The organism is Streptomyces sp. TRD_SC_5 (genome assembly GCF_056836825.1).
In genome coordinates this window covers 33,048-53,245 of sequence record NZ_JBWZZS010000002.1, presented here as the reverse complement: position 1 = coordinate 53,245, position 20,198 = coordinate 33,048, and the positions used below count along the sequence as shown (strand labels likewise).

Sequence of the window (20,198 nt, the reverse complement as noted above, 5' to 3'; positions counted from 1 at the left end):
CCGCCGGTGACAGCGCGGAGCCCCGGGCCTCAAGAGGTCCGGGGCTTGGTCGGGCGGGGGAGCGGTCAGTAGTCGTCGCGTTCGGAGGGCGGCCCGTGCTGCTCGATGAGGTCGCAGGTACACGTACCGCCCTCGTACAGCATCTTGTCGCACTCATCGTGGTGGTCACGCTGCGGCAGGCGCTTCGAGGGCGCGGGCTGTACGGCGGCGGGCTGAGCCGGGACGGCCTGGGTGGTCGGCACCGGGCCCGCCCACTCCATGCCCAGCTTCGCGAGCGCGGCGAGCTGGTCGGCATCCAGCCGGTCCCTTCTCGTTTTGGTGTTGGAGATCCATACGCCCAGCTTCACGGTCACCGCCTCGCCGTCGACCGTGATCTGTTCGCTGTGCCCCCTCGGCACCGGCCGGTCGCCCTCGCGTTCCACCCACTGCGTGAGAGCGGCCAGACCCCGTTGGAACGCCGCCTGTGTTTTGCTCGGGCCCTTCGCCGTACGAGCGGCTGCCGGGGCGGGAGACGCGGCCTCAGCGGGCTGCACGCCCAGCTTCGACAGCCGCTGCTGCTGCTCGGGGAGAAGCTGCGCCCAGGTGCCCGGGTTCTTCTGCCGCTGGAGCCACTTGCCCAGGTCGTCGCCCTCGAACAGCACCCCCGGTTCGATGGCCGGCAGGAGGCCGTCGGCGTCGACCAGGTCTGCGAGGACGCGGTAGTGGCGCTGCCAGTCCAGCGGCCACGGGCAGTTCCAGTCCTCATCGACCGCGGCCAGCTGCTTCGCGCGCTCCGTCGCCCGCTCCGCGTCCTTCCCGAGACCGCCCTTCCGTCGCAGGTTCGCCATGTGCTGGCCGACCGGCACCATCGCCTCTCCCTCGCCCCACACCGCGTCCTGACGCGGCGCGAGGTGCCCCATGGCCCGCCGGTAGGACCGCAGCGCGGCGAGTTTGTTCTCCCACGCCTCTTCGCCCGGCTCCCAGACCATTCCGGCCTCCGGGGCGTCCAGCAGCGTCTTGCGCCGCTCCTCCAGCTCCCCGGCTCGCAGCGCCTTCCTCTGCTGGTGGACCCATCGACCAAGGGGGAAATCCTTCGTGACCCCCACTTCGACCTCGACGTCGTAGGGCACGGCGTAAAGGCCGGTGATCTCGTTCTCCTTCCGCCAGCGCAGCAGGGCCTGGTAGCCCTCGAGCCACACCAGGGATTCGGGCCGGTAGACCCGGGTGCGCAGGAAGGCCGCGATGGTCGCCGCGTCCCGGGGAGAGGAGAAGTGGAGCAGCGCGGACTCGGCAGCGGCCTGCGTGTCGTCGTGCTCCTGGTCCTCACCGTCGCTCTTGCCGCCGGCCCCGACGATCCGGCCGTCCTCGTCTCGCCGGACGTGGACCTTGCGCTGTCCGCTGGTGAGCGCGCGGGAGGCGAGCTGCTCAACGAGTCGTTCATCATGCGAGCGCAGGCCCTGGAGTACGGCTACAAGAGGGCGGAAGCTGGCAGAGGCGACCATGTCCGTCGGGTCCTGGCCGGGCTCCAGGAACACCGGCACGATGATCCTGGCGACCTTCGTGCTGCCGTCCCGGTTGAGCCTCAATGCGCGGCCGATGTTCTGCACGATCTCCACCTGCGAGCCACGGGTGTCCGCGAAGCAGATCGCCTCCACACCCCGCTCGCCGGTGATGTCCACGCCTTCCCCGAGCACGCGGACGCTCGCGAGGAAGGCGCGGTGCACCCGGCGGCCGGCCGCGTCGATGCCGTTGGCGAACTGGCGTAGGGCCTCGCGCCGCTCGCTGACGAGGTGATCGCCGCACAGCCACGCCGACCACACCCGGTCCGGCGGGACATGGCGTCCGGCTTCCAGCTCGTAGAACTCCGCGTCGATGGACGACTTCGGCAGGCGGTCCGCGGCGGCCAGGTCGTCGTCGGAGGCGTCGGTGGCGTACAGCTCGGCTGCGGTCTGCGGCAGCTTCCCCGCGAACGCCGCGGCCTCCTCCACCTTCTGGTGGAACGTCATCACCGTGCGCAGGTTGTACGCCGCCGCATGCTCCAGGAGCGCCGTCTGCAACAGGGCCAGGCGCCGGCCCCGCCGCGCCTCCTCCGACTCCCCGAGGACCGGCGAGGTGTCCAGAGGCGGTTTTTCTGATCAGTAGGTCGTGGTTTGGCCTGGGCTGATCAGTTTGGTGTCTGGTGGTGGTAGCGCTTCAAGCCCCGGTCGCAACGGCTCGGTGACGGCGGAGATGAGGGCATGCGCTGCGTGCTGAGCTGGCACTTGGTCAGGTGGAGTGAGCGTTGGTCAGCTGTGATCAGTTTCCCCGAGTGGTGATCAGGTTCGTTGAGTGTTCCTATGCGCTGGTTGTGGTGTTGGTGGGGTGGTTGATCCAGTACAGGGCGGTGTCCATGCCTCGTGGAGTCCAGTCGCGGAGCGGGGCTGGGGCTGCGGTCACCGCCGTGATGTACCTCGAGGCCGCTGGAATCACGGTCAAACCCGCGCTGACGGTGGAGGAACGTCAGCATCTGGCAATCGGGAGTTCGGCGTCTTCTTTTCCCGTGACTGAAGTGCGTGTAATGCGTTGTTCTCGTCGGTGCTCGCATGTCCATCCTCGAGGGTGCGGCCCCCTGGGGCCCTGGCCAACGCCCGGTCCAGGGCCCCGGGCCTTCGTTCCCGAGTGCTTGGACGCCGGCGCGGCTGAACCCAGCATCTGTTCACGCGAGACGCCCGGCTGGGAATTCCCAGCCAGGCGTCTCGGTGAACGGCTTGCGGCCCATCAGCTCCACGGGTATCGCCCGTTTCGGGCTTGCCGGTGAGCGCGGGGAGGGGTGCCGCGTTGTTAGAGAAGGCCGAGGTCGAGGTCGAGTCCCGGTCCGGTCTCGGCGTGGGCGTCGTTCCTGGCCAGGGTGTCCTCGCCGCTGCAGATCTGCTGGACCGAGACGGCGGTCGCCGGGCCGCTGCCGAGGATGGTGATGGGCCCGGTCGCGAGGTTGATGAGGCCGAGCTGGAACGTGTCCTGGCTGACATGGGACCGCTGCTCGCACACGACCACGTTGCCGCCCTTGCCCTTGTGCCGGCCGTCCGGGTGGCCGTAGCCGTCGCCGGCCGCGGCGACACCGGCCCCGAGCATGCTGAAACTTCCGAGCATGGCAGCTACCAGGGCAGCATTGCGAAGCTTGCGCACAACATCTCCACTTCCGTCAGATTTGGCATCATTGGGTGGTACCAGACAAGCCAGCACGCTAGGTCATGTTTGCGCCGTTTTGGGTGCAACGCGCCGTGTGTCCCTCGCTACGGAGGGGCCCGGCGGCCGTAGCTGTGACGGGATGCGGCCGACGTCGGCCGTCTGGCCTTGCGAAGCCGCCGACCGAGCCGAGGGGATCTCCCTTCGGGTTGTTGCAGGGGCGTGGGGTGTGGGCGCACCCTTGTGGTGAGTGGACAAGGCAGGTCCTCCCGGGGGCTGGCCGTAGGCGGCGGCCGGCCCCCGGTTGTGCTGCCCGCCGGACTGGTGAGGATCGCCACTGCTGATTGGGTATCCGGCCAGGTTTCTTCTGCCAATCCGCGCTGGACCGGGCGGCGCTGCCGTCCTGTGTCCGCATTTGGTGGATATGGGGGTCCGGGTGTCGTGGCGTCTTGGCTAGGCGGTCATGGGGGCGTACGAAGGGCCGGTGAGCCGGCCCGGGTAGGCGAAGCACCTGGGTCGGCCACGTTGAGCGAGCAGACCGCTGATGTGGACGTGTACGCGGCTTGCTAACGGCTGCATGCGGGGCTGCCGCACGGACCTCGGCCAGCGCCTTGTCGCAGAGGTTCTGCCAGATGTGCCAGCGGTCACTGACCTGCACCGCGTCAGGCAAGGCCCGGCGAACCGCTTCGCCGTAGGCCCCCGAGCCGTCACGGCAGACGATCTGGACGCCGGGATGCTCGCGCAGCCACGTCTCGAGCGTGTCCGCGCTGCGGCTGGGCAGTACGTCGATCCGCTCGCCGGTCTCGGCGTCGGTCAGGATGGTGGCATAGCGGTGGCGCCGCTTCAGGGCAAAGTCGTCGACGCCGAGCACCCGCGGCACGCGGAGCGGGGGCAGTGGCAGCCGCGTCAGCATCCGCAGCGCGGTCGAGCGGGAGATCGCGACGGTGAGGTATCGGGAGAGGCGGGCGCCCGCCCGGCCAGCTAACTCTTTGACCACATGACCGAGTTGGCCCGCCAGTCGGGTCGTGCGGCGCTGGTATCGCTCCAGCAGTCCGGGGACCTGCTCGCGGAAGGTCTGCCGCGGACAGCCCAGCACTGGGCAGAGAAGACGCCGCACCTGCACCGACACCACGACTCGGCGGCCGTCCACCGCAGGTCCGCCACCGTACGCTCGTGGAAGCCGTGCACTCTCGCGGTCGGCGTCCCGCACTTCGGGCACGGCACCGCCTCGTGCCGGGTTCGCGCCGACAGGCGGATCACCTCACCCTGGTCCGTCATGTTCTCCACGACCAGTGCCGATAACCCAGAAAACACGGTCCCCACAAAGGAGTTGACGTCGCGCATGCGATGTCAACGATCCCGGTCACGCTTCGTCACCACCGATTACGGGACAGAGCCGATCGTTTTACAGTCCCCCTGGCGGCGCGAGCCGGCAGTGCGCGAATTCATCCACCGCACCCGCAAGGAACTCGGCATCGCCGCCTGAACACCCCACAGGCCTCCCACCACCAGGCTATGCAGGTGGTGGAAGCCGAGGCTTCGACGCCGCCGACTTCGCCCGCCGCGTCGACGCAGCAGCCGGCGACGTCACAGCCGCCGTCCATCAGTGGCTCCTCGAGACCGGGCGCATTCACAAAGAGGCCCACATCACGCACCTCGAAATCCGAACCTGGCGTCCTCGCTGAAGTCCCCTGGCTCACAGGGCAGTGCGAAGACCGTGGCTTTATCCACTCGGTCCGTGGGCACGATTGCCCGATGCTGCTGTATGACGATCTGAGCCAGCCGGAGCGCCGCATCTGGGACGCCTTCCCCGCAGGCGCGCAGGTCGACTTGCGCAGAGGGAACCCGGAACTGGCGGATTCCGCTGAAGTGCACCACTGGGGGCCTGAGCGTACAGTTCGGGCGGAGGTGCTGGTGGCGCTGCTGCTGGGGGCCAACGCCACACAAGCAGGGGCGGTTCCCGCCCTCCGCCTCACCGGGGCCCGGATCACCGGTCGCCTCGACCTGGGCGGAGCGGAAGTCACGCACGGTTTGTGGCTGGAGCACTGCTACCTGCACGAAGAGGTCAGCCTGTACGGGGCGGCCACTAAGACCGTCAGTATTGCCAGCAGCCACATGCGTAGCCTGGACGGATCCATGGCCCGCTTCAACGGTCACCTTGATCTCCGGCACTCGGCCATCGAGGGAACCCTGGGGCTGAAGAACGCTCACATAGCGGGCGAGCTACGCCTCGGGGGCGCCGTGATCACGAGACCCGGCGAGTGGGCCTTCGACGCAGGTGGCCTCGTCATGGAGGGCGGCATATGGGCCCGCAAAGGATTCACCGTGTATGGCGGGACCCGCATGCCCGGAGCGACCCTGCCCGGTGGACTCTTCTTCAACGAAGCCCGACTGCACAACCCGGACGGCATCGCATTTAGGGCCGAGAACGCCACAGCAGCCACCATGGTCTTCACCCAGGGCTTCACCGCCCACGGGGCCATACAACTCCAAGGAGTACAGGTCACCGGCCCTCTCACCTTCGCCGGAGCGCGACTGGACCCCCCGGAAACAACACTTGACTGCACAAGACTCCAGGCAAACGCGCTCGACTTCACACCCGCCGCACCACCCAGCGGGGCAGTTGATCTGCAAGGAGCCCGCGTCGAAGTCTTGAACGATCACCCAGCCAGCTGGCCCGGTGTCGTACGGATGCAAGGGTTCACATACGGCTCCCTCCAGACGCAGCACAGCATCGTCCAACGCATAGCCTGGATCCAGCGGGAAGAGGCGTACACACCGCAGCCATACGAGCAACTGGCCACCTGGTACCGGAAGATCGGGCACGACGGCGATGCGCGGCGGGTCCTCCTGGCCAAACAGCGCCACCGTCGTGGCACTCTGAGTCCGGCCGGCCGTGCCTGGAGCCACCTGTTAGATGCGACTGTCGGTTTCGGATACCGGCTCTGGCTCGCTGCAGTATGGCTCGTAGGCCTCGCTGTACTGGGAACTTCCGTGTTCAGCAGCAACTCGCCACACTCGACCCAAACCGAGGCCAGAGCGCCGTTCAGCCCGCTCATCTACACCCTCGATCTGCTGATCCCGGTAGGGGGCCTCGGCCAACGCACAGCCTGGTACTGGGACGACGGGGCAGCACGATGGGTCTCCTACGCACTGATCGCAGCGGGATGGATCCTCACCACAGCAGTCGTCACCGGAGTGACTCGCTCACTCAACAAGACCTGAGGCCTTCAGCCCCGCCACCTCAGCGCCTGCATCGCACGGACAGGGGCCCAATGAGGGGAGGGAAGAGTCACCAGAGCCACCGGGCGAGGAACTCCAGCCAAGCGCTCCGCTCTGGCCTCCGCCGCTTCCCTGGTGGCGATCCTTGCAGCCTTCTGGGCCTCATCGATCTGCTCGGCGGCCGAAGTGCGGATGCCTCAGCGGCACGCGTCGTTCGTCCTTGTCCTTCTCGACGGTTTCGGCCGCCTGCGCGCGGGCGGCGGACGCCCCGGTCAGACGCCGGACATTTCTTGCTTGCGGCAAATGCCGATGCAATGGTCCGTTCGTCCTGGACGAATCGGCCCTGCGCCGCGCAGTCGGCGGACCCGACATCATGCGCGAACAACTGGAGCACCTCAACGCGATCAGTGCCGAGCCGCACGTCACCGTGCAGATCCTCCCCTACACCGCAGGAGCCCACACCGGGCTCTCGGGACAGTTCTCCATCCTCAAATTCGCCGACAGCCCAGACACAGTGGTGTACCTGGAACGGTTCGCCAGCGATCTCTACCTGGAGAAACCATCCGACGTGCACCACTACAGCGTGATGTACGACCACCTCCAGGCCCAGGCCCTCAACCCTCACAGCAGCCGCGACTTCATCACCGACGCCACCAAGACGTACATCAACGCAGCGAGCCGGCCTTGAGGCTTCACCGTGTTGAGGATCTTTGAATTCTCCCCCACCCCCGCTCACCTGGCTGGCCAGGCTTGCTCACGTTGGTCCTCGGCCCCGGCTGGTCACATCGCGGACGCTGGAGGCTCCGGAACTTCCCATATCGGGTCGTTCCTGTCTGGCCGACCATGGAGTCGACGGGGAACTGGTCCAGGCACAGCAAGCCGACGTCGTGCGACCTCGATAAACAATCGGCGCTGATCCTCCACCTCGTCGCGAAGTGCAAACCACCGATCCGCTAGGGACACCTCCCGTGCAACAGCTAACTGAGCCCGCCAGATCTGCTCGTCAATCGCGTGAGCGGCCTCGGCAACGTCATGATCCGCGACGAGACTCACCATGGCCAAGGCGTCGTTCCACGGACGCCAGTCGATGCCGGAGACGGCCTCGGGCGAGCCTGCCGCTTCTCTAGCAACCCGCCCCAGGTCAACGAGTACTCCGGCAGACTCCCGCAGGACCTGCGCGCACGCATCCGTTTGTCGATCCCAAGATTGCTGCACACGTTGTGTCCGGCTGCTGACGTAAGAGCCGGCAACGACGCCGAGCAACGTAGTCAGCACGGCGCTGCCCGTGGTGACAAGAGCACTCCAGTCGGCATTCACAGCGGTCAGTCTCGCCGCTGCCTTCCACGCTTGGAAGGCAGCGGACTCGCGCGACCCGAGCCTCCCGCGCCCCGCCAGCAAGCGCGGCGCCGAACTCCTGTACGGGGTGGGCGATCTGAAGCGGTGGGCCCGCAACCGTCCCCGCGCCGCCGTCGGCACAACCGACCTGTCGTAACGCCACCCACTCTGTGTATGGAGGCTTTCTGCCAACGAGACAGCCGCCCCGGCGTCACGGCGCCTGACGGTGATCCGCTCAAGGACGCATCGTGACGGCTGCTCGCATCGGCTAGCTCATCGATCACGCCCGGAAATCAGCCTGTCCACCCGCATCTGCCTGGAGGATCACCCCAGGATCCGGCACGTCTTCTTCATCCCCGTCGGCGCCTGCTGGCTCAACCTCCAGAAAGGCTGGTGGCGCATCTTCCGCAAGGCCGCCCTCGCAGGACAGTCATTCGCCGGGCCACCCGAGATCGAACAAGCCACCCGCCTGGCAACATCCCAGATCAACGCCCGGGCCCGGCCCTGGATATGGGGCCGACCTGCATCACCCACCAGGCGCTTACGCCGCCGGTATGTGTACATCCTTTGAGGAATCCAGCACTAGTTGTTGCGGGTCAGGACGTTGATGGCGGCGCACAGGCGCGCTCTCACCTCCGATTCGCCGGCACCCGCCATTCCCGGCGGGTGCCGGAGGAAGCCCAGCACTTGCTCAGCTGTGGAGGGCGCCGAGAGCGGTCGGCTCGTCCGCAGGGGCGATATCCAGCATGAGCAGACCCGGCTTTGAGGCATGCTGTTCGTCAATGTCGTCCATTGGTCCAGGCGACGTTGCCCGCTTGCCCGCAGTTCTCTCCGCGCGGGCCAATCAGCCCGAAAGGGTGAGGGAGTTAGAGCTGCCCGGCCTTCGCGTCCGCAGGGGCGACCATCTGGTCGCCCGTGTTGCCGGGTGCTGGAAGAACTGCGGTCGTCTCAGGGAGCGGAGATTGGCCAGCTGTGCGTACTCGCCAGCCTGGTAGCTGGTCGATGTGAGGGCGGGGCAACCGACGCTGGGAAGCGTGAGATCGGATCGAGCGGCCCTCGCGCTAGATGGGGCGCAAGTAGGAATAAAAATTGCCTACTTGAGGACGCCACAGGCGAAGCGAGCAGAAGTGCCGGCTGGCGTCCAAATGTGCTCCGAGGGGGCGTGTAGGAGCTGTGCAGATGCTTCCGAGCATCCTGGTCAGGCCATTTTCGCGGCGAGGGTGATCTTTGTCACTGTTGACCACGGGAACCTTTGCCGATGTACTCACTCGACTCATGAAGGTTGCGTGAACGGGGTGGGGTTGTGGTGTGGGGCAGTCGTGGCCGTGATGGTCTGATAGGGAGACGGTCGCAACGAGCGGTCTCCAGCGTGACGGCGATAGCCTTGCTGACAGGGCTCCCCGTATTGGCCCTTCCGGCAACGGCGAAGGCCGCTGGGCCGATGTCAGGTGCCTCTACGTCAGTTTCCCCGGAGTTGCAGGCGTCTGAGCGTGCGGAAGTTCTGGGTGAGCCGGTCGAGGTGACCGCGGCCCGTACCGAGTACACGAAGACCGAGGCCAACCCGGACGGCACGTACACGCTGACGCAGTCGACGGAGCCGCAGCGCGCCCGCGCCGAGGACGGCTCGTGGCGGGGGATCGACACCACGCTGGAGCAGCGCTCGGACGGCACGGTGGGCCCGAAGTCGGCTGTGGTGGACCTGGCGTTCTCGGACGGTGGCAGTGGTGCGGATCTGCTGAGGATGGGCAAGGACGGCCGCTCGCTGACTTTCGGCTGGCCGGGCACACTGCCCAAGCCGACTCTGAACGGGGCGACCGCCACCTACGCCAATGTGCCCATCGATGGCGTCGACCTGCAGCTGACGGCCACGGCTGAGAGCTACCGGGAAGTTCTGGTCGTCAAGAGCGCCCAGGCGGCTGCCAGTCCGGAACTGGAGAAGATCAGGCTTACCGCTGTTGGTGAGGGCCTGAGCGTGGTCCCCGGCGAAGGCGGCGGTCTGCGGGCACTTGACGCAGACGGCAATCCCGTCTTCCGCGGTCCGGCCGGGCAGATGTGGGACTCTGCCGGCGAAGAAGCGGGCACCACGACGCAACTGCTCTCCGCTCCTGTGGAAGGGCCGCAGGCGCAAGAAAGCGCTGAGGACGACACGGCGCCGGGTGAGGGCGACGCCAGTGCGGAACTGCCGGTGACCGTGGGATCCGGCGCCGTGTCGGTCACCCCGGACCTGAACCTGTTGCGCGGGGAAGAGACCGTCTACCCCGTCTTCATCGACCCCTCCGTCGGACTGGGTGTGTCCGAGTGGACGAAGCTCTCCTCGGACGGCGACAAGTTCTGGAAGTTCGACGAACCCAAGGGCGTCGGTCGCTGCGGTGTCGCCGACGGCTACTACTGCAGCTCCTCGGGGAGCTACACCGACCGCATGTACTTCGAGTTCGGCCCCTCCAATTTCGCCGGCAAGCAGGTGCTGGACGCCACGTTCAGGGCGTATGAGACGTGGTCGTTCAACTGCAACCCGTACTGGGTGGACCTGGAGCGCACGGACAACATTTCCGAGGGCACGCGGTGGCCGGGACCGGCTCAGCTGGACCAGATGGGTGACCGCTACGTCTCGGCAGGCCGTGGGGACAATTGCTCCCCCGAGCAGCCCAACGCGTGGATCGAGTTCAACGACAACCCGGCGGAGAGCGACGAGAACCTTGCCTCCACCGTGCGCGCGTTGGCGGACGGCAAAATCGCACGGCTCACGCTGATGCTCCGGGCCAAGGACGAGAGCGAGCCGAGGGCGTGGAAGCGTTTTGACTCCAATGCAGAGCTGAAGGTCTGGTACGTCCACCGGCCCGGCGTGCCCACGAGCGTCGGTGTGGTGGCAGGTACGGGAACCAAGACCTACTGCCGCCCGTCGTCGGACCCACTGACGGTGACGGTCAAGAAGCCGACCGTCTACGCACGCGTCCAGACGAAAGTCGAGGCATACGAAGGGGACGAGGAAGGCTCCCTTCAGGCCGAGTTTGTGATGCAGCGCAGCGACAACGACATGACGTCCGGCAACTGGTCCCAGGTGTGGAGCGACCACAAACCGGACAGCGGCTGGATCCCGGACGGCACATTGCAGTCGACGTCCACGGACGAGCGGGCCGAAGGGGGCCTGTACCGGTACAGGGCGCGGACGCAGTCGCACTGGAGCTACAACGGCAAGTCCGGGGATCTGTTCTCGCCGTACTCTTCGTGGTGCTACCTACGCATCGATACCACCGCGCCCAGAGCACCGGTGGTTGTCTCCAACTTCCCCTACACCGAATGCCTCACCAACGACTGTGTAGCACACGGCGGACCGAGCCAGCCCGGCATCTTCACCTTCAAGCCGAACGCGGCGGACACGGACATCCAGGCCTACCGGTGGAGGCTGCTGTCGTCCGACGCCGATGCGACCCACCGTGTCGATGCTGCAGCGATGAACAAACAGGTTCTGGTATCAGGCCTTGTACCTGGACTGCCAGGCACTTTGACGCTATCGGTGGAAGCCAGCGACTTGGTGTTGGACAAGGAAGGCCGGGTTCGCTGGGGACCGCCCGAAGAATTCAGCTTCAAGGTGGCGCTGCCCCCTGAGTCGTCAGGCCGCTGGCGGTTTGAGGACATGGTCCCGGGCTCCGGCAACATGAAGGCGGCCGATTCCGCCATCCACGGGGTCCGGCATGACGCCACACTCGTTGGGGCGGCAGGTACCGGTGGCTCGACACGAGCACGCCGCGGTGCCGGCGACTACTCTCTGCGTCTGAACGACGACACCAGCGATCCTGCCTCCCAGGTCGGCCACGCGGCTACGGCCGTGCCCGCGGTGAACACGGGTGACTCGTTCACCGTCTCCGCGTGGGTCTACCTCACGAACGCTTCCGTGAACCGGGCTGTGCTCGCGGCACCGGGTGAGAACAGCAGCGCGTTCACGCTGTATTACTCGTCCGCGTACAAGAAGTGGATTTTCAACCGTACGGACAAGGATGTCGCTAGCCCCGCCTACATACGTTCCGTCGCCGACGCTGAGAGTCCGCCGCTGAAGGTGTGGACCCATCTGGCGGGCGTGTTCGACGCGAACGAGGCCGGCAAAAGCGATGACACGATCCAGCTGTTCGTCAACGGACGCCCGCAGGGCAAGCCTGTGGTGCTGGCCAATGAATCAACCTCCTACGAGCCGTGGACATCGACCCGTGGGATGCAGTTCGGCCGCTCTTTGAAGGGAACAACCGGCCAGGAATACTTCTTCGGACTCCTCGACGAAGTCGCGATCTTCCAGGACGCCCGCTCTCCGGAGCAGATCCGCCAGGAGAACCAGTTGCTCAAGGACGGTGTGCCCTCCAACGAACTCGTGGCGCACTGGGACCCCACCATCAGCGCAGCCGGTGGCACCAAGGTGGCTGAGAGCCCGGAGGACCCGGACAACGCGACCAGCACCACCTTCCCCTACAGCCGCGGCCCGTTGGCCCTCTCCGGCACAGGCGCCGGGCTGACAGGGACCGATGCAACATCCCTGGTGTTGAACGGCACCTCCGGATACGCCTCCACCAACGGCCCTGTGATCGATGAGTCCGGCTCGTTCACCGTCTCCGCCCGCGTGCGGCTGAACAAGGCATTGCTGGCATCCAAGGCACCCGGCTACCGCGCCCTGGTGGCCGGGCAGGCCATCCCCGGGGGCAAGGAGTCCTCTTGGTCCCTGTGGGTGGAGAAGGTCACAGCGGACGCCTACCAGTGGAAGTTCGGGCGGACCGCAGTCGACGCAACCGGGAAGGTCATCGACACCGCCCTCGCCCCGGCACAAGAGCCCGTGGGCGAGCATGAATGGAACACCTGGGTGGACGTCACCGGCGTCTTCGACGGCACTAAGGACTTCACCCACAGCGATGGCTCCCAGCGCCTCGGCGTAGCCCAGATGTACGTCGGGCAGTTCATCCAAATGGGCGAGGAAGACTCAGGGCTCGCTCATGCGCAACAGGGCAGTGGTGCCCTCTCCGTTGGCAGGGGCTCAACCAGTGGCACGCTCGGCCACTACCTGCCGGGCGACCTGGCCAAGGTGCGGGTCTGGACCGGCGCGATGACACCCGATCAAGTGTCTTCACAAATCGCGCAGCCGTCGGCCTAGCGCTTAGCAAACGCCCATCTCTTTTCTTCATGCGGTCCTTTGACAGCGCGCGGCCGCCGAGCGGCCGCGCGCGAGGAGACTTTGTAATGAACCAGCTCGCACCTGGGATATCCCGGGCAGGCCGTGCGGAGCGCGGCAGATATGCCTGGACGCGCAGAATTGGCGTGGTGGTCGGTTTTGCCCTACTGCCGGGGTTGTTGTCGCCGGTCGTGTTTGCCGCCGATGTAGATCCGCTGGGCAAACCCAAGCTGGAGGCTCCGAGGGCTTCGAAGGTCTCCCCGCTCACCTCGAAGGTCAACAAGAAGAACGCGGATGCGGTCGCCAGGTCCGCGGCGGCTGATCAGGCAGCGGCCAAGCGGGCGCGCACTGACCAGCGCAGGACGGTGTCATGGCCGAAGAACGGTACGGCGACGCTGGCCCTCTCCGGCAGTGGTACGGCGAAGGCCGAACCGGGCTCCCTGCCCCTGACCCTTACTGAGCCGAAGGCAGCCAAAGGCAAGAAGCGGGCGAAGGCCGCTGACGCGGTCAAGGTCAAGGTCCTGGACCAGAAGGCGGCCAGCAAGCTGGGTGTCAAGGGCGTCGCGCTGACCGTCACGGGTCCCAAGGGGGGCGGCAAGGCCCGACTCGGCATCGACTACTCTGCTTTCGCCTCTGCCTACGGCGGCGACTGGGCGGGACGTCTGCAAGTCCTTGAACTCAACGACTGCGCTCTGACCGACCCCGGCAAGGCAAAGTGCCGTAAGCGTAAGCCGTTGGAGTTCACCAACGACCGCGGCGCCGAGCAACTGAAGACCCAGCTCGCGTTCAGTAAGTCGTCCTTCGCCGGAGAGACTATGGTGCTGGCCTTGGCGGCCGGAACCAAGTCCGGCGCCGGCGACTACAAGGCCACTCCGCTCGCGGCCTCGTCGACGTGGGAAGCCGGCGGCAGCTCGGGCACCTTCACCTGGTCGTATCCGTTGCGCACCCCGCCCGCCGCGGCTGGACCGGTGCCGGGTCTGTCGATCTCCTACGATTCCGGCAGCGTGGACGGCCGTACCGCGTCCACGAACAACCAGGGCACCGTGATCGGTGAGGGCTTTGATCTCACCTCGTCTTACATCGAGCGCAAATACGGGTCCTGTGAAGACGATGGGCAGACCGACAAGTTCGACCTGTGCTGGAAGTACGACAACGCCTCGCTGGTCCTGAACGGCAAGGCCTCCGAGCTCGTCAAGGACGACACCACCGGCAAGTGGCGCCTGAAGAACGACGACGCCTCCACCGTCACCCACTCCACCGGTGCCGAGAACGGTGACGACAACGGCGAGTACTGGACCGTCATCACCGGGGACGGCACGAAATACGTCTTCGGCCTGAACAAACTGCCGGGTGCGGGCACCGCTGACCGCACCGAATCGGTCTGGACGGTGCCCGTCTTCGGCGACGACTCCGGCGAGCCCGGATACGCGGACGGCACCACCTTCTCCGGCCGGGACAAGAAGCAGGCATGGCGGTGGAACCTCGACCTGGTCGAGGACACCCACCAAAACGCCATGACCTACTGGTACAAGGCCGAGAACAACTACTACGACAAGCTCGGCGACGACACCAACGGCACCGAATACACCCGTGGCGGCTACCTGCAAGAGATCCGCTACGGCCAGCGCGCCGACGCCCTGTTCTCCGCCACCCCCGCCGCCTCGAACAAGGTCACCTTCTACTACGCCGAGCGCTGCCTCGCCACCGGTACCGGCTGCGACGCGCTGACGGAGGACACTCGCGATAACTGGCCGGACGTTCCGTTCGACGCCGCCTGCAAGGCAGACGCGAAGTGCACCGGCAACGCGGGCCCGTCGTTCTTCACCCGCAAGCGCATGAATAGCATCACCACCTCCGCCTGGGATGCGGCGGCCACGACTCCCGCGTATGCAGCGGTCGACGCGTGGGATCTGCAGCAGCTGTACCTCGACCCGGGGGACACCGGCGACTCGACCGACCAGTCGCTGTGGCTCGACGAGATCAAGCACACCGGCAAGCGCGGCACGAACCTGGCCTTGGACCCGGTGAAGTTCACCCACGCCTTCCTGCCCAACCGGGTCGACGGCCCGGCTGACAACATCCTCTCCCTGGACAAGCCACGCTTGAGGACCATCACCTCAGAGGCCGGCGCGCAGACCACTGTCAGCTACATGGAAGCCGATTGCGTGTACGGGCAGACCATGCCCAAGGTGGACGAGAACACCCGCCGCTGCTACCCGGTCTACTGGTCCCCGAACGGGGAGAAGGTACCGACCCTGGACTGGTTCCAGAAGTACCCGGTCGCCGCCGTGTCCACATCCGCTCCGCACGGCGGCTCGGAACCGGTCCAGCACACCTACCAATACGACGGCGGCGGGGCCTGGCACTACAACGAAGACCCGCTGACCAAGGAGAAGGAACGGACCTGGTCGATCTGGCGTGGCTTCGGCAAGGTCACCCATCTCACCGGAGACAGCGACAGCGCCCAGTTGAAGACCGTCTCCATCTACATGCGGGGCATGAACGGCGACCGCGTCCTGGGCACCGACGGCAAAACACCCGACCCGGACCAGCGCAAGGCGGCCAAGGTCACCGGCATCAAGGCCAGTGAGATCACCGACTCGGATCAGTACGCCGGCTTCACTCGCGAAACCGTCACCTATAACGGCACCGTAGAAGTGGGCGGCACGGTCAACGACCCGTGGTCCAAGGTCACTGCCACCCAGCACAAGTCCTACGCCGACACCGAGGCGTACTACGTGCGCACCGGCGCCACCCACGCCCGCACCAACATCACTAGCGGCATCGAGCCGCGTGACCGAGTGCGCTCAATGGCGACGACCTACGACGACTACGGCATGGCTGCCACGGTCGAGGACAAGGGCGACAACGCCGTCGCAGGCGACGAGAAATGCACCCGCAACTGGTACGCCCGCAACGACGCGGCGGGCATCAACTCACTCGTTTCCCGCACCAGGGTGACAGCCCAGCCGTGTGCCACCACCGGGGACGCTCTCAACCTGCCGGCGGACTCCTCAACTGCCGGCGATGTCATCTCCGACACCGCAACCGCATACGACACCACCACCTGGTCCTCCGCACAGGTCCCCACCAAGGGGGAGGCCCAGTGGACTGGACGGGCCAAGGCGTACACCACGGCCAACAACCCGACCTGGCAGAAGGTCGCGGTCGTAACGTACGACACCCTCGGCCGCCCGCTGGTCGTGAAGGACAGCAACGACCTGGCGACCGCCACCACGACCTATACCCCCGCGGCAGCAGGCCCGCTGACCGCAACCACGGTCACCAACGCCAAACTGCACAAGGCCACCACCGCGGTCGACTTCGCCACCGGCGCCCCCATCAAGGCGACCGACCCGAACGGCAAGGTCGCAGAGACCGAATATGACAGCCTCGGCCGGGTCACCAAGGTGTGGCTGGCCAACCGCTCCAAGGCGCTCGGCAAAACCCCCAATTACGTCTACAACTACCAGATCACCAGCTCGGCTCTGCCCTGGGCGTCCACCGGCACCCTTAAGGGCGACGGTTCCGGCTACAACACCGCGTACGAAATCTACGACTCCCTGCTGCGCATCCGTCAGGTTCAGACACCCACGCCGATCGGCGGACGTGCCATTGCTCTGACTCTGTACGACGACCGCGGTCTGGCGGTCAGTGCGCAAGGTGACATCTGGGACGAGACGGCTACGCCTTCAGGCACCGCGGTGCAGACCGAGGGCAGCCAGGCCCCGGTCCAGACGGACACCACCTATGACGGCGCGGGACGCGCCACCAAGGCAGTGACCAAGAACTGGGGTGTCACCCGCTGGACCACTGAGACGTTCTACCGCGGCGACACTGTCGCCTCCACGGCTCCGAACAGCGGTCAGGCCACCGCGGTGGTCACCAACGCGCTCGGACAAACCACCAAGCGGCTCGAGTACGGGGGCCCGCAGCCGACCGGGCTCAACTTCACCACCACGGACTACACCTACACGGCAGCTGGCCAGCAGAAGACCATCACCGGACCGGATCAGGCCAAGTGGTCCTACGGCTATGATTTGTTCGGACGCCAGACCAGCGCGGTCGACCCGGACAAGGGCGCCTCCAGCACGTTGTACAACAGCCTCGATCAGGTTGAAAGTACGAAGAGCGTGCTCCAGAAGACCCTTGTCAACGAGTACGACGAGCTCGGCCGCAAGACCGGTCTGTGGGACGGCACGAAGACGGACGCGACCAAGCTCGCCGCCTGGACGTTCGACACGTTGGCCAAGGGGCAGCAGGACACCGCGGTCCGCTACGAGAGCGGCGTCAACCAGGCCACCAGCAAGGCCTACACCAGCAAGGTCACGGCCTACGACAGCCTCTACCAGGTCACCGGCAGCCAGCTGATCCTGCCCGACAGCGACCCGCTGGTGGCTGCAGGCGTACCCAAGACGCTGTCCTTCACCACCGGTTACCGTCTGGACGGCACCATCAGCCAGGCCTCCCAGCCGGCAGTCGGCGGTCTGGCAGCGGAGACCGTCGGATACACCTACAACGCCCTCGGCGCGCAGCTCACCTCGCAGGGCACCACCGGTTACCTCCAAGGCGCCGCGTACTCACCATTGGGCGACCTGCGACAGCTGACCCTGGGCATGGATGGATCCAGCACGGCGAAGAAGGCCTACCTCAACTACGACTACGAGGCAGGCACCCGCCGCCTGAAACGCTCCTTCGTCACCGACGACGTCCACGGCTACATGCCGCAGGACTTGAACTTCACCCAGGACGACGCCGGCAACGTCACCTCCATCTTCGACGCCAGCACCCAGGGCGGCACCACGAAGCCCGACTACCAGTGCTTCGCCTACGACGGCCACCGCCGCATGACCGAGGCATGGACACCCAACACGGCCGACTGCGCCGCCACTGGTCGCACTGTCGCCAACATCGCCGGCCAGGCCCCGTACTGGACCAGCTATACCTACAACGACGCCGGTCAGCGCAAGACCGAAACCACCCACGCCACCACGGGCAACGCCACCACCGTCTACGAATACGGCACGACCGCAGGTCAGCCCCACCCGCTCAACAAGACCACCGGCGCCAAGGCCAGTACGTATACCTATGACGCGGCGGGCAGCACCAAAACCCGTCCCGGCACCCAAGCCACCCAGACTCTGAACTGGAACAGCGAGGGCCAACTCACCTCCACCAGCGAACCGGCCGCCGGCACCAAGCCCGCCACCGGCACCAGCTACCTCTACGACGCAAGCGGCGAGCTCCTGATCCGCCGAGCCACCACAGCGGACGGCGACACAGTCCTCTACCTCGGCTCCACCGAGGTGCGCCTCACGGTCAAGGGCACCACCAAGACCCTGTCCGGCACCCGCTACTACAGCGCGGCCGGCCAGAGCATCGCGGTACGAACCGCCACCAGCGGAGTCACCGGCACCAAGCTCAAATTCCTTGCCGCCGACCACCACGGCACCTCCAGCCTCGCTCTGGACGCCACCACCTGGGCGATCACCAAGCGCTACACGGCACCCTTCGGCGCCACCCGGGGCCCGAAGGCCACTAGCTGGCCCGACGACAAGGCATTCCTTGGCAAACCAGCCGACGCCACCACCGGCCTCACCCACATCGGCGCACGCGAATACGACCCAGGAACCGGCCAATTCATCAGCGTCGACCCCCTGCTCGAACTAGACAAGCACCAGACCCTCAACGGCTACAGCTACAGCATCAACAATCCGCTCACCTTCTCCGACCCCACCGGCATGGGCCTCGCCTGCGGCGGAGCAGGCGGATCAGAGGAAGGCTGCGGCACCGGCGTTGTCACACACGGCGATGGCAGCCTATCCAACAACGGCAACCCCACAGGCGGCGGCGTCATTAGCGGTGGCGGCGCTCTCACCAACAACAGTGGCGGTACCGCTCCCACCACCTCCTCTGGAAGCACCGGCGGATCAGGCGGCAGCCCGACTTACTCCTGCGACTGGAGCGGACGACACTGTGTGCCGGCGGGGGCGCAATCCGCCCCGCTTTTTGCCGGACCTCAAGATTCCAGTACAGAAGACGCGATGCTCCTGGGACTCTTCCGGAACGCCGTCTACATGTCCGAATACTTCATTGGGCCCTTGGGGGGCGGCTGCCCGAACGTAGATGACTGCACCTACGGCCAGCAGTACGACGAGTGGGTATCCGGACAGGGCATCGACACCACCGGAGATCTATATCTCGTCCCGGGTGCCCTTGGAGCGGTATTCGGCGCAGGAAAAATTGGCAAGCCGAGACACACTGCCAAGAATCCACCGCCGGGCGGATGGAAGCTTTCGCACCCAAACCCGCTAATGAAGTACAAGCAGCTCCGTGAAACGTACGAAGACGTCAGTTCGGGAAATGCGCGGCAGCGTAGAAACCCGGACGGCACACTAGACTTCTACAGAGCCGATAAACTGAGCCCGCGACAGCAGCGGCAGTGGAAAGATTCAAAAATCTACACCGTACCTGGCAAGGACAACCATAGGGTCTTGGTAAGACCTGACGGTAAGATTGGGTACGCGTTCGGGCATGCTTATGATAAGCCTCGCCTCTTTCCATCCCCTTGGTACAAGGATGGGGGAGAGTATCCTGGGGGGCTGAACTAACACTCGCGATTTGATGCTGGCGGTGGACCCTGTCGGGCGGTCCACCGCCAGTCGAAGCTTGGAATAAATTGAAAGGCGAAGTGGATGAGTGATATTGAAGAGTTGAGACGTAAATTCAAGCTGATCGGGATGCTGCTCTTGAAGCAAATCCCGCAAGGAGAGATGATATCGCCGACTTTCGCATGGCAGGTTAATTCTCTTTCGCCTGAGAGTGGGCGCCTGGACGCGGAAATCCACAGGAGTGGGGGCGGGAATGACTTCCTGCGCGGAAACTCCGCCTGGTTCGCCATGGCCGAAGAGCTCCACATGCTAAATGAGCGGCGTGAATTCTTGATTGCCATTGAGGATGAGTTTGGTGATTTGTTTTGGGGGGAAGTGTCTCTCTTGTCGGAATGGGATTTCGTTGGGGCGGGATCTGCGCTCGGGATCACCGGAGCCAGGGAAGGATTTCCCGGTTTTGCGGTGATGTCGCTCGATGGCGAATCCGTAATCGTTGGGCATTCAACTGAGTCCTTGATCTCGTTCACTGGAGCTTCTGAGTTGAAAAAAATTCCCGAAATGAGGGAAGTTGCGAGCCGCATGGCGTTCGGAGCCCCTCATTTCGGAAATGATGCGGCCCTTGGGGCTAAGCGCTGGCTGGGCTTGGATCCGTCGGCAATTTAAGCGCGCTCACGCTCCCCTCACCCGGCGGTGAGGGGAGCCGAGCGCTTCACTGCGGGAGGGCGGCGACCGCGTAC

10 protein-coding genes and 1 pseudogene are annotated in these 20,198 nt (G+C 65.8%); 7 read left to right on the top strand and 4 right to left on the bottom strand.

Features of this window, described 5'->3' with window-relative positions:
* Window positions 1–65 precede the first annotated feature (65 nt).
* The 3 genes and pseudogenes from AC1P0E_RS32270 to AC1P0E_RS32260 all read right to left on the bottom strand — a co-directional run.
* Window positions 66–2,036 (bottom strand): helicase associated domain-containing protein, encoded by a 1,971-nt coding sequence (locus tag AC1P0E_RS32270; RefSeq protein ID WP_482746020.1) that lies wholly within the window; start codon window positions 2,034–2,036, stop codon window positions 66–68.
* A gap of 763 nt (window positions 2,037–2,799) precedes the next feature.
* Window positions 2,800–3,108: a hypothetical protein gene (locus AC1P0E_RS32265; RefSeq protein WP_482746019.1), complete on the bottom strand. Its 309-nt coding sequence runs from the start codon at window positions 3,106–3,108 to the stop codon at window positions 2,800–2,802.
* A 618-nt stretch (window positions 3,109–3,726) separates the two neighbouring features.
* Window positions 3,727–4,488: pseudogene (locus tag AC1P0E_RS32260) on the bottom strand (ISL3 family transposase); the annotation flags it as partial.
* Between AC1P0E_RS32260 and AC1P0E_RS32255 the strand changes: the two are divergent.
* The 4 genes from AC1P0E_RS32255 to AC1P0E_RS32240 all read left to right on the top strand — a co-directional run bounded on the left by AC1P0E_RS32255 (window position 4,421) and on the right by AC1P0E_RS32240 (window position 7,858).
* Window positions 4,421–4,630, top strand: a complete 210-nt coding sequence (locus AC1P0E_RS32255) for a hypothetical protein (protein ID WP_482746018.1) — start codon at window positions 4,421–4,423, stop codon at window positions 4,628–4,630. The pseudogene AC1P0E_RS32260 and the gene AC1P0E_RS32255 overlap by 68 nt on opposite strands.
* A 35-nt stretch (window positions 4,631–4,665) precedes the next feature.
* Window positions 4,666–6,369, top strand: coding sequence for an oxidoreductase (locus AC1P0E_RS32250; RefSeq protein ID WP_482746017.1), 1,704 nt, complete (start codon window positions 4,666–4,668; stop codon window positions 6,367–6,369).
* Between the two features lie 142 nt (window positions 6,370–6,511).
* The gene (locus AC1P0E_RS32245; protein ID WP_482746016.1) at window positions 6,512–7,054 is read left to right on the top strand and encodes a DUF5753 domain-containing protein; all 543 of its coding nucleotides are present in this window, start codon (window positions 6,512–6,514) and stop codon (window positions 7,052–7,054) included.
* Between the two features lie 597 nt (window positions 7,055–7,651).
* Window positions 7,652–7,858, top strand: coding sequence for a hypothetical protein (locus tag AC1P0E_RS32240; RefSeq protein WP_482746015.1), 207 nt, complete (start codon window positions 7,652–7,654; stop codon window positions 7,856–7,858).
* A 534-nt stretch (window positions 7,859–8,392) separates the two neighbouring features.
* On the opposite strand, the gene AC1P0E_RS32235 is transcribed toward AC1P0E_RS32240, so the two are convergent.
* A complete protein-coding gene (locus AC1P0E_RS32235; protein WP_482746014.1) occupies window positions 8,393–8,494 on the bottom strand; it encodes a DUF6207 family protein in 102 nt (33 codons plus the stop codon).
* A gap of 648 nt (window positions 8,495–9,142) precedes the next feature.
* On the opposite strand from AC1P0E_RS32235, the gene AC1P0E_RS32230 reads away from it, so the two are divergent.
* The 3 genes from AC1P0E_RS32230 to AC1P0E_RS32220 all read left to right on the top strand — a co-directional run bounded on the left by AC1P0E_RS32230 (window position 9,143) and on the right by AC1P0E_RS32220 (window position 20,124).
* A complete protein-coding gene (locus tag AC1P0E_RS32230) occupies window positions 9,143–12,832 on the top strand; it encodes a LamG domain-containing protein (protein ID WP_482746308.1) in 3,690 nt (1,229 codons plus the stop codon).
* An 86-nt stretch (window positions 12,833–12,918) separates the two neighbouring features.
* On the top strand, window positions 12,919–19,461 hold the full coding sequence (locus tag AC1P0E_RS32225) for an RHS repeat-associated core domain-containing protein (RefSeq protein WP_482746013.1): 6,543 nt from the start codon (window positions 12,919–12,921) through the stop codon (window positions 19,459–19,461).
* An 84-nt stretch (window positions 19,462–19,545) separates the two neighbouring features.
* Window positions 19,546–20,124, top strand: a complete 579-nt coding sequence (locus tag AC1P0E_RS32220; RefSeq protein WP_482746012.1) for a hypothetical protein — start codon at window positions 19,546–19,548, stop codon at window positions 20,122–20,124.
* Window positions 20,125–20,198: the final 74 nt, after the last annotated feature.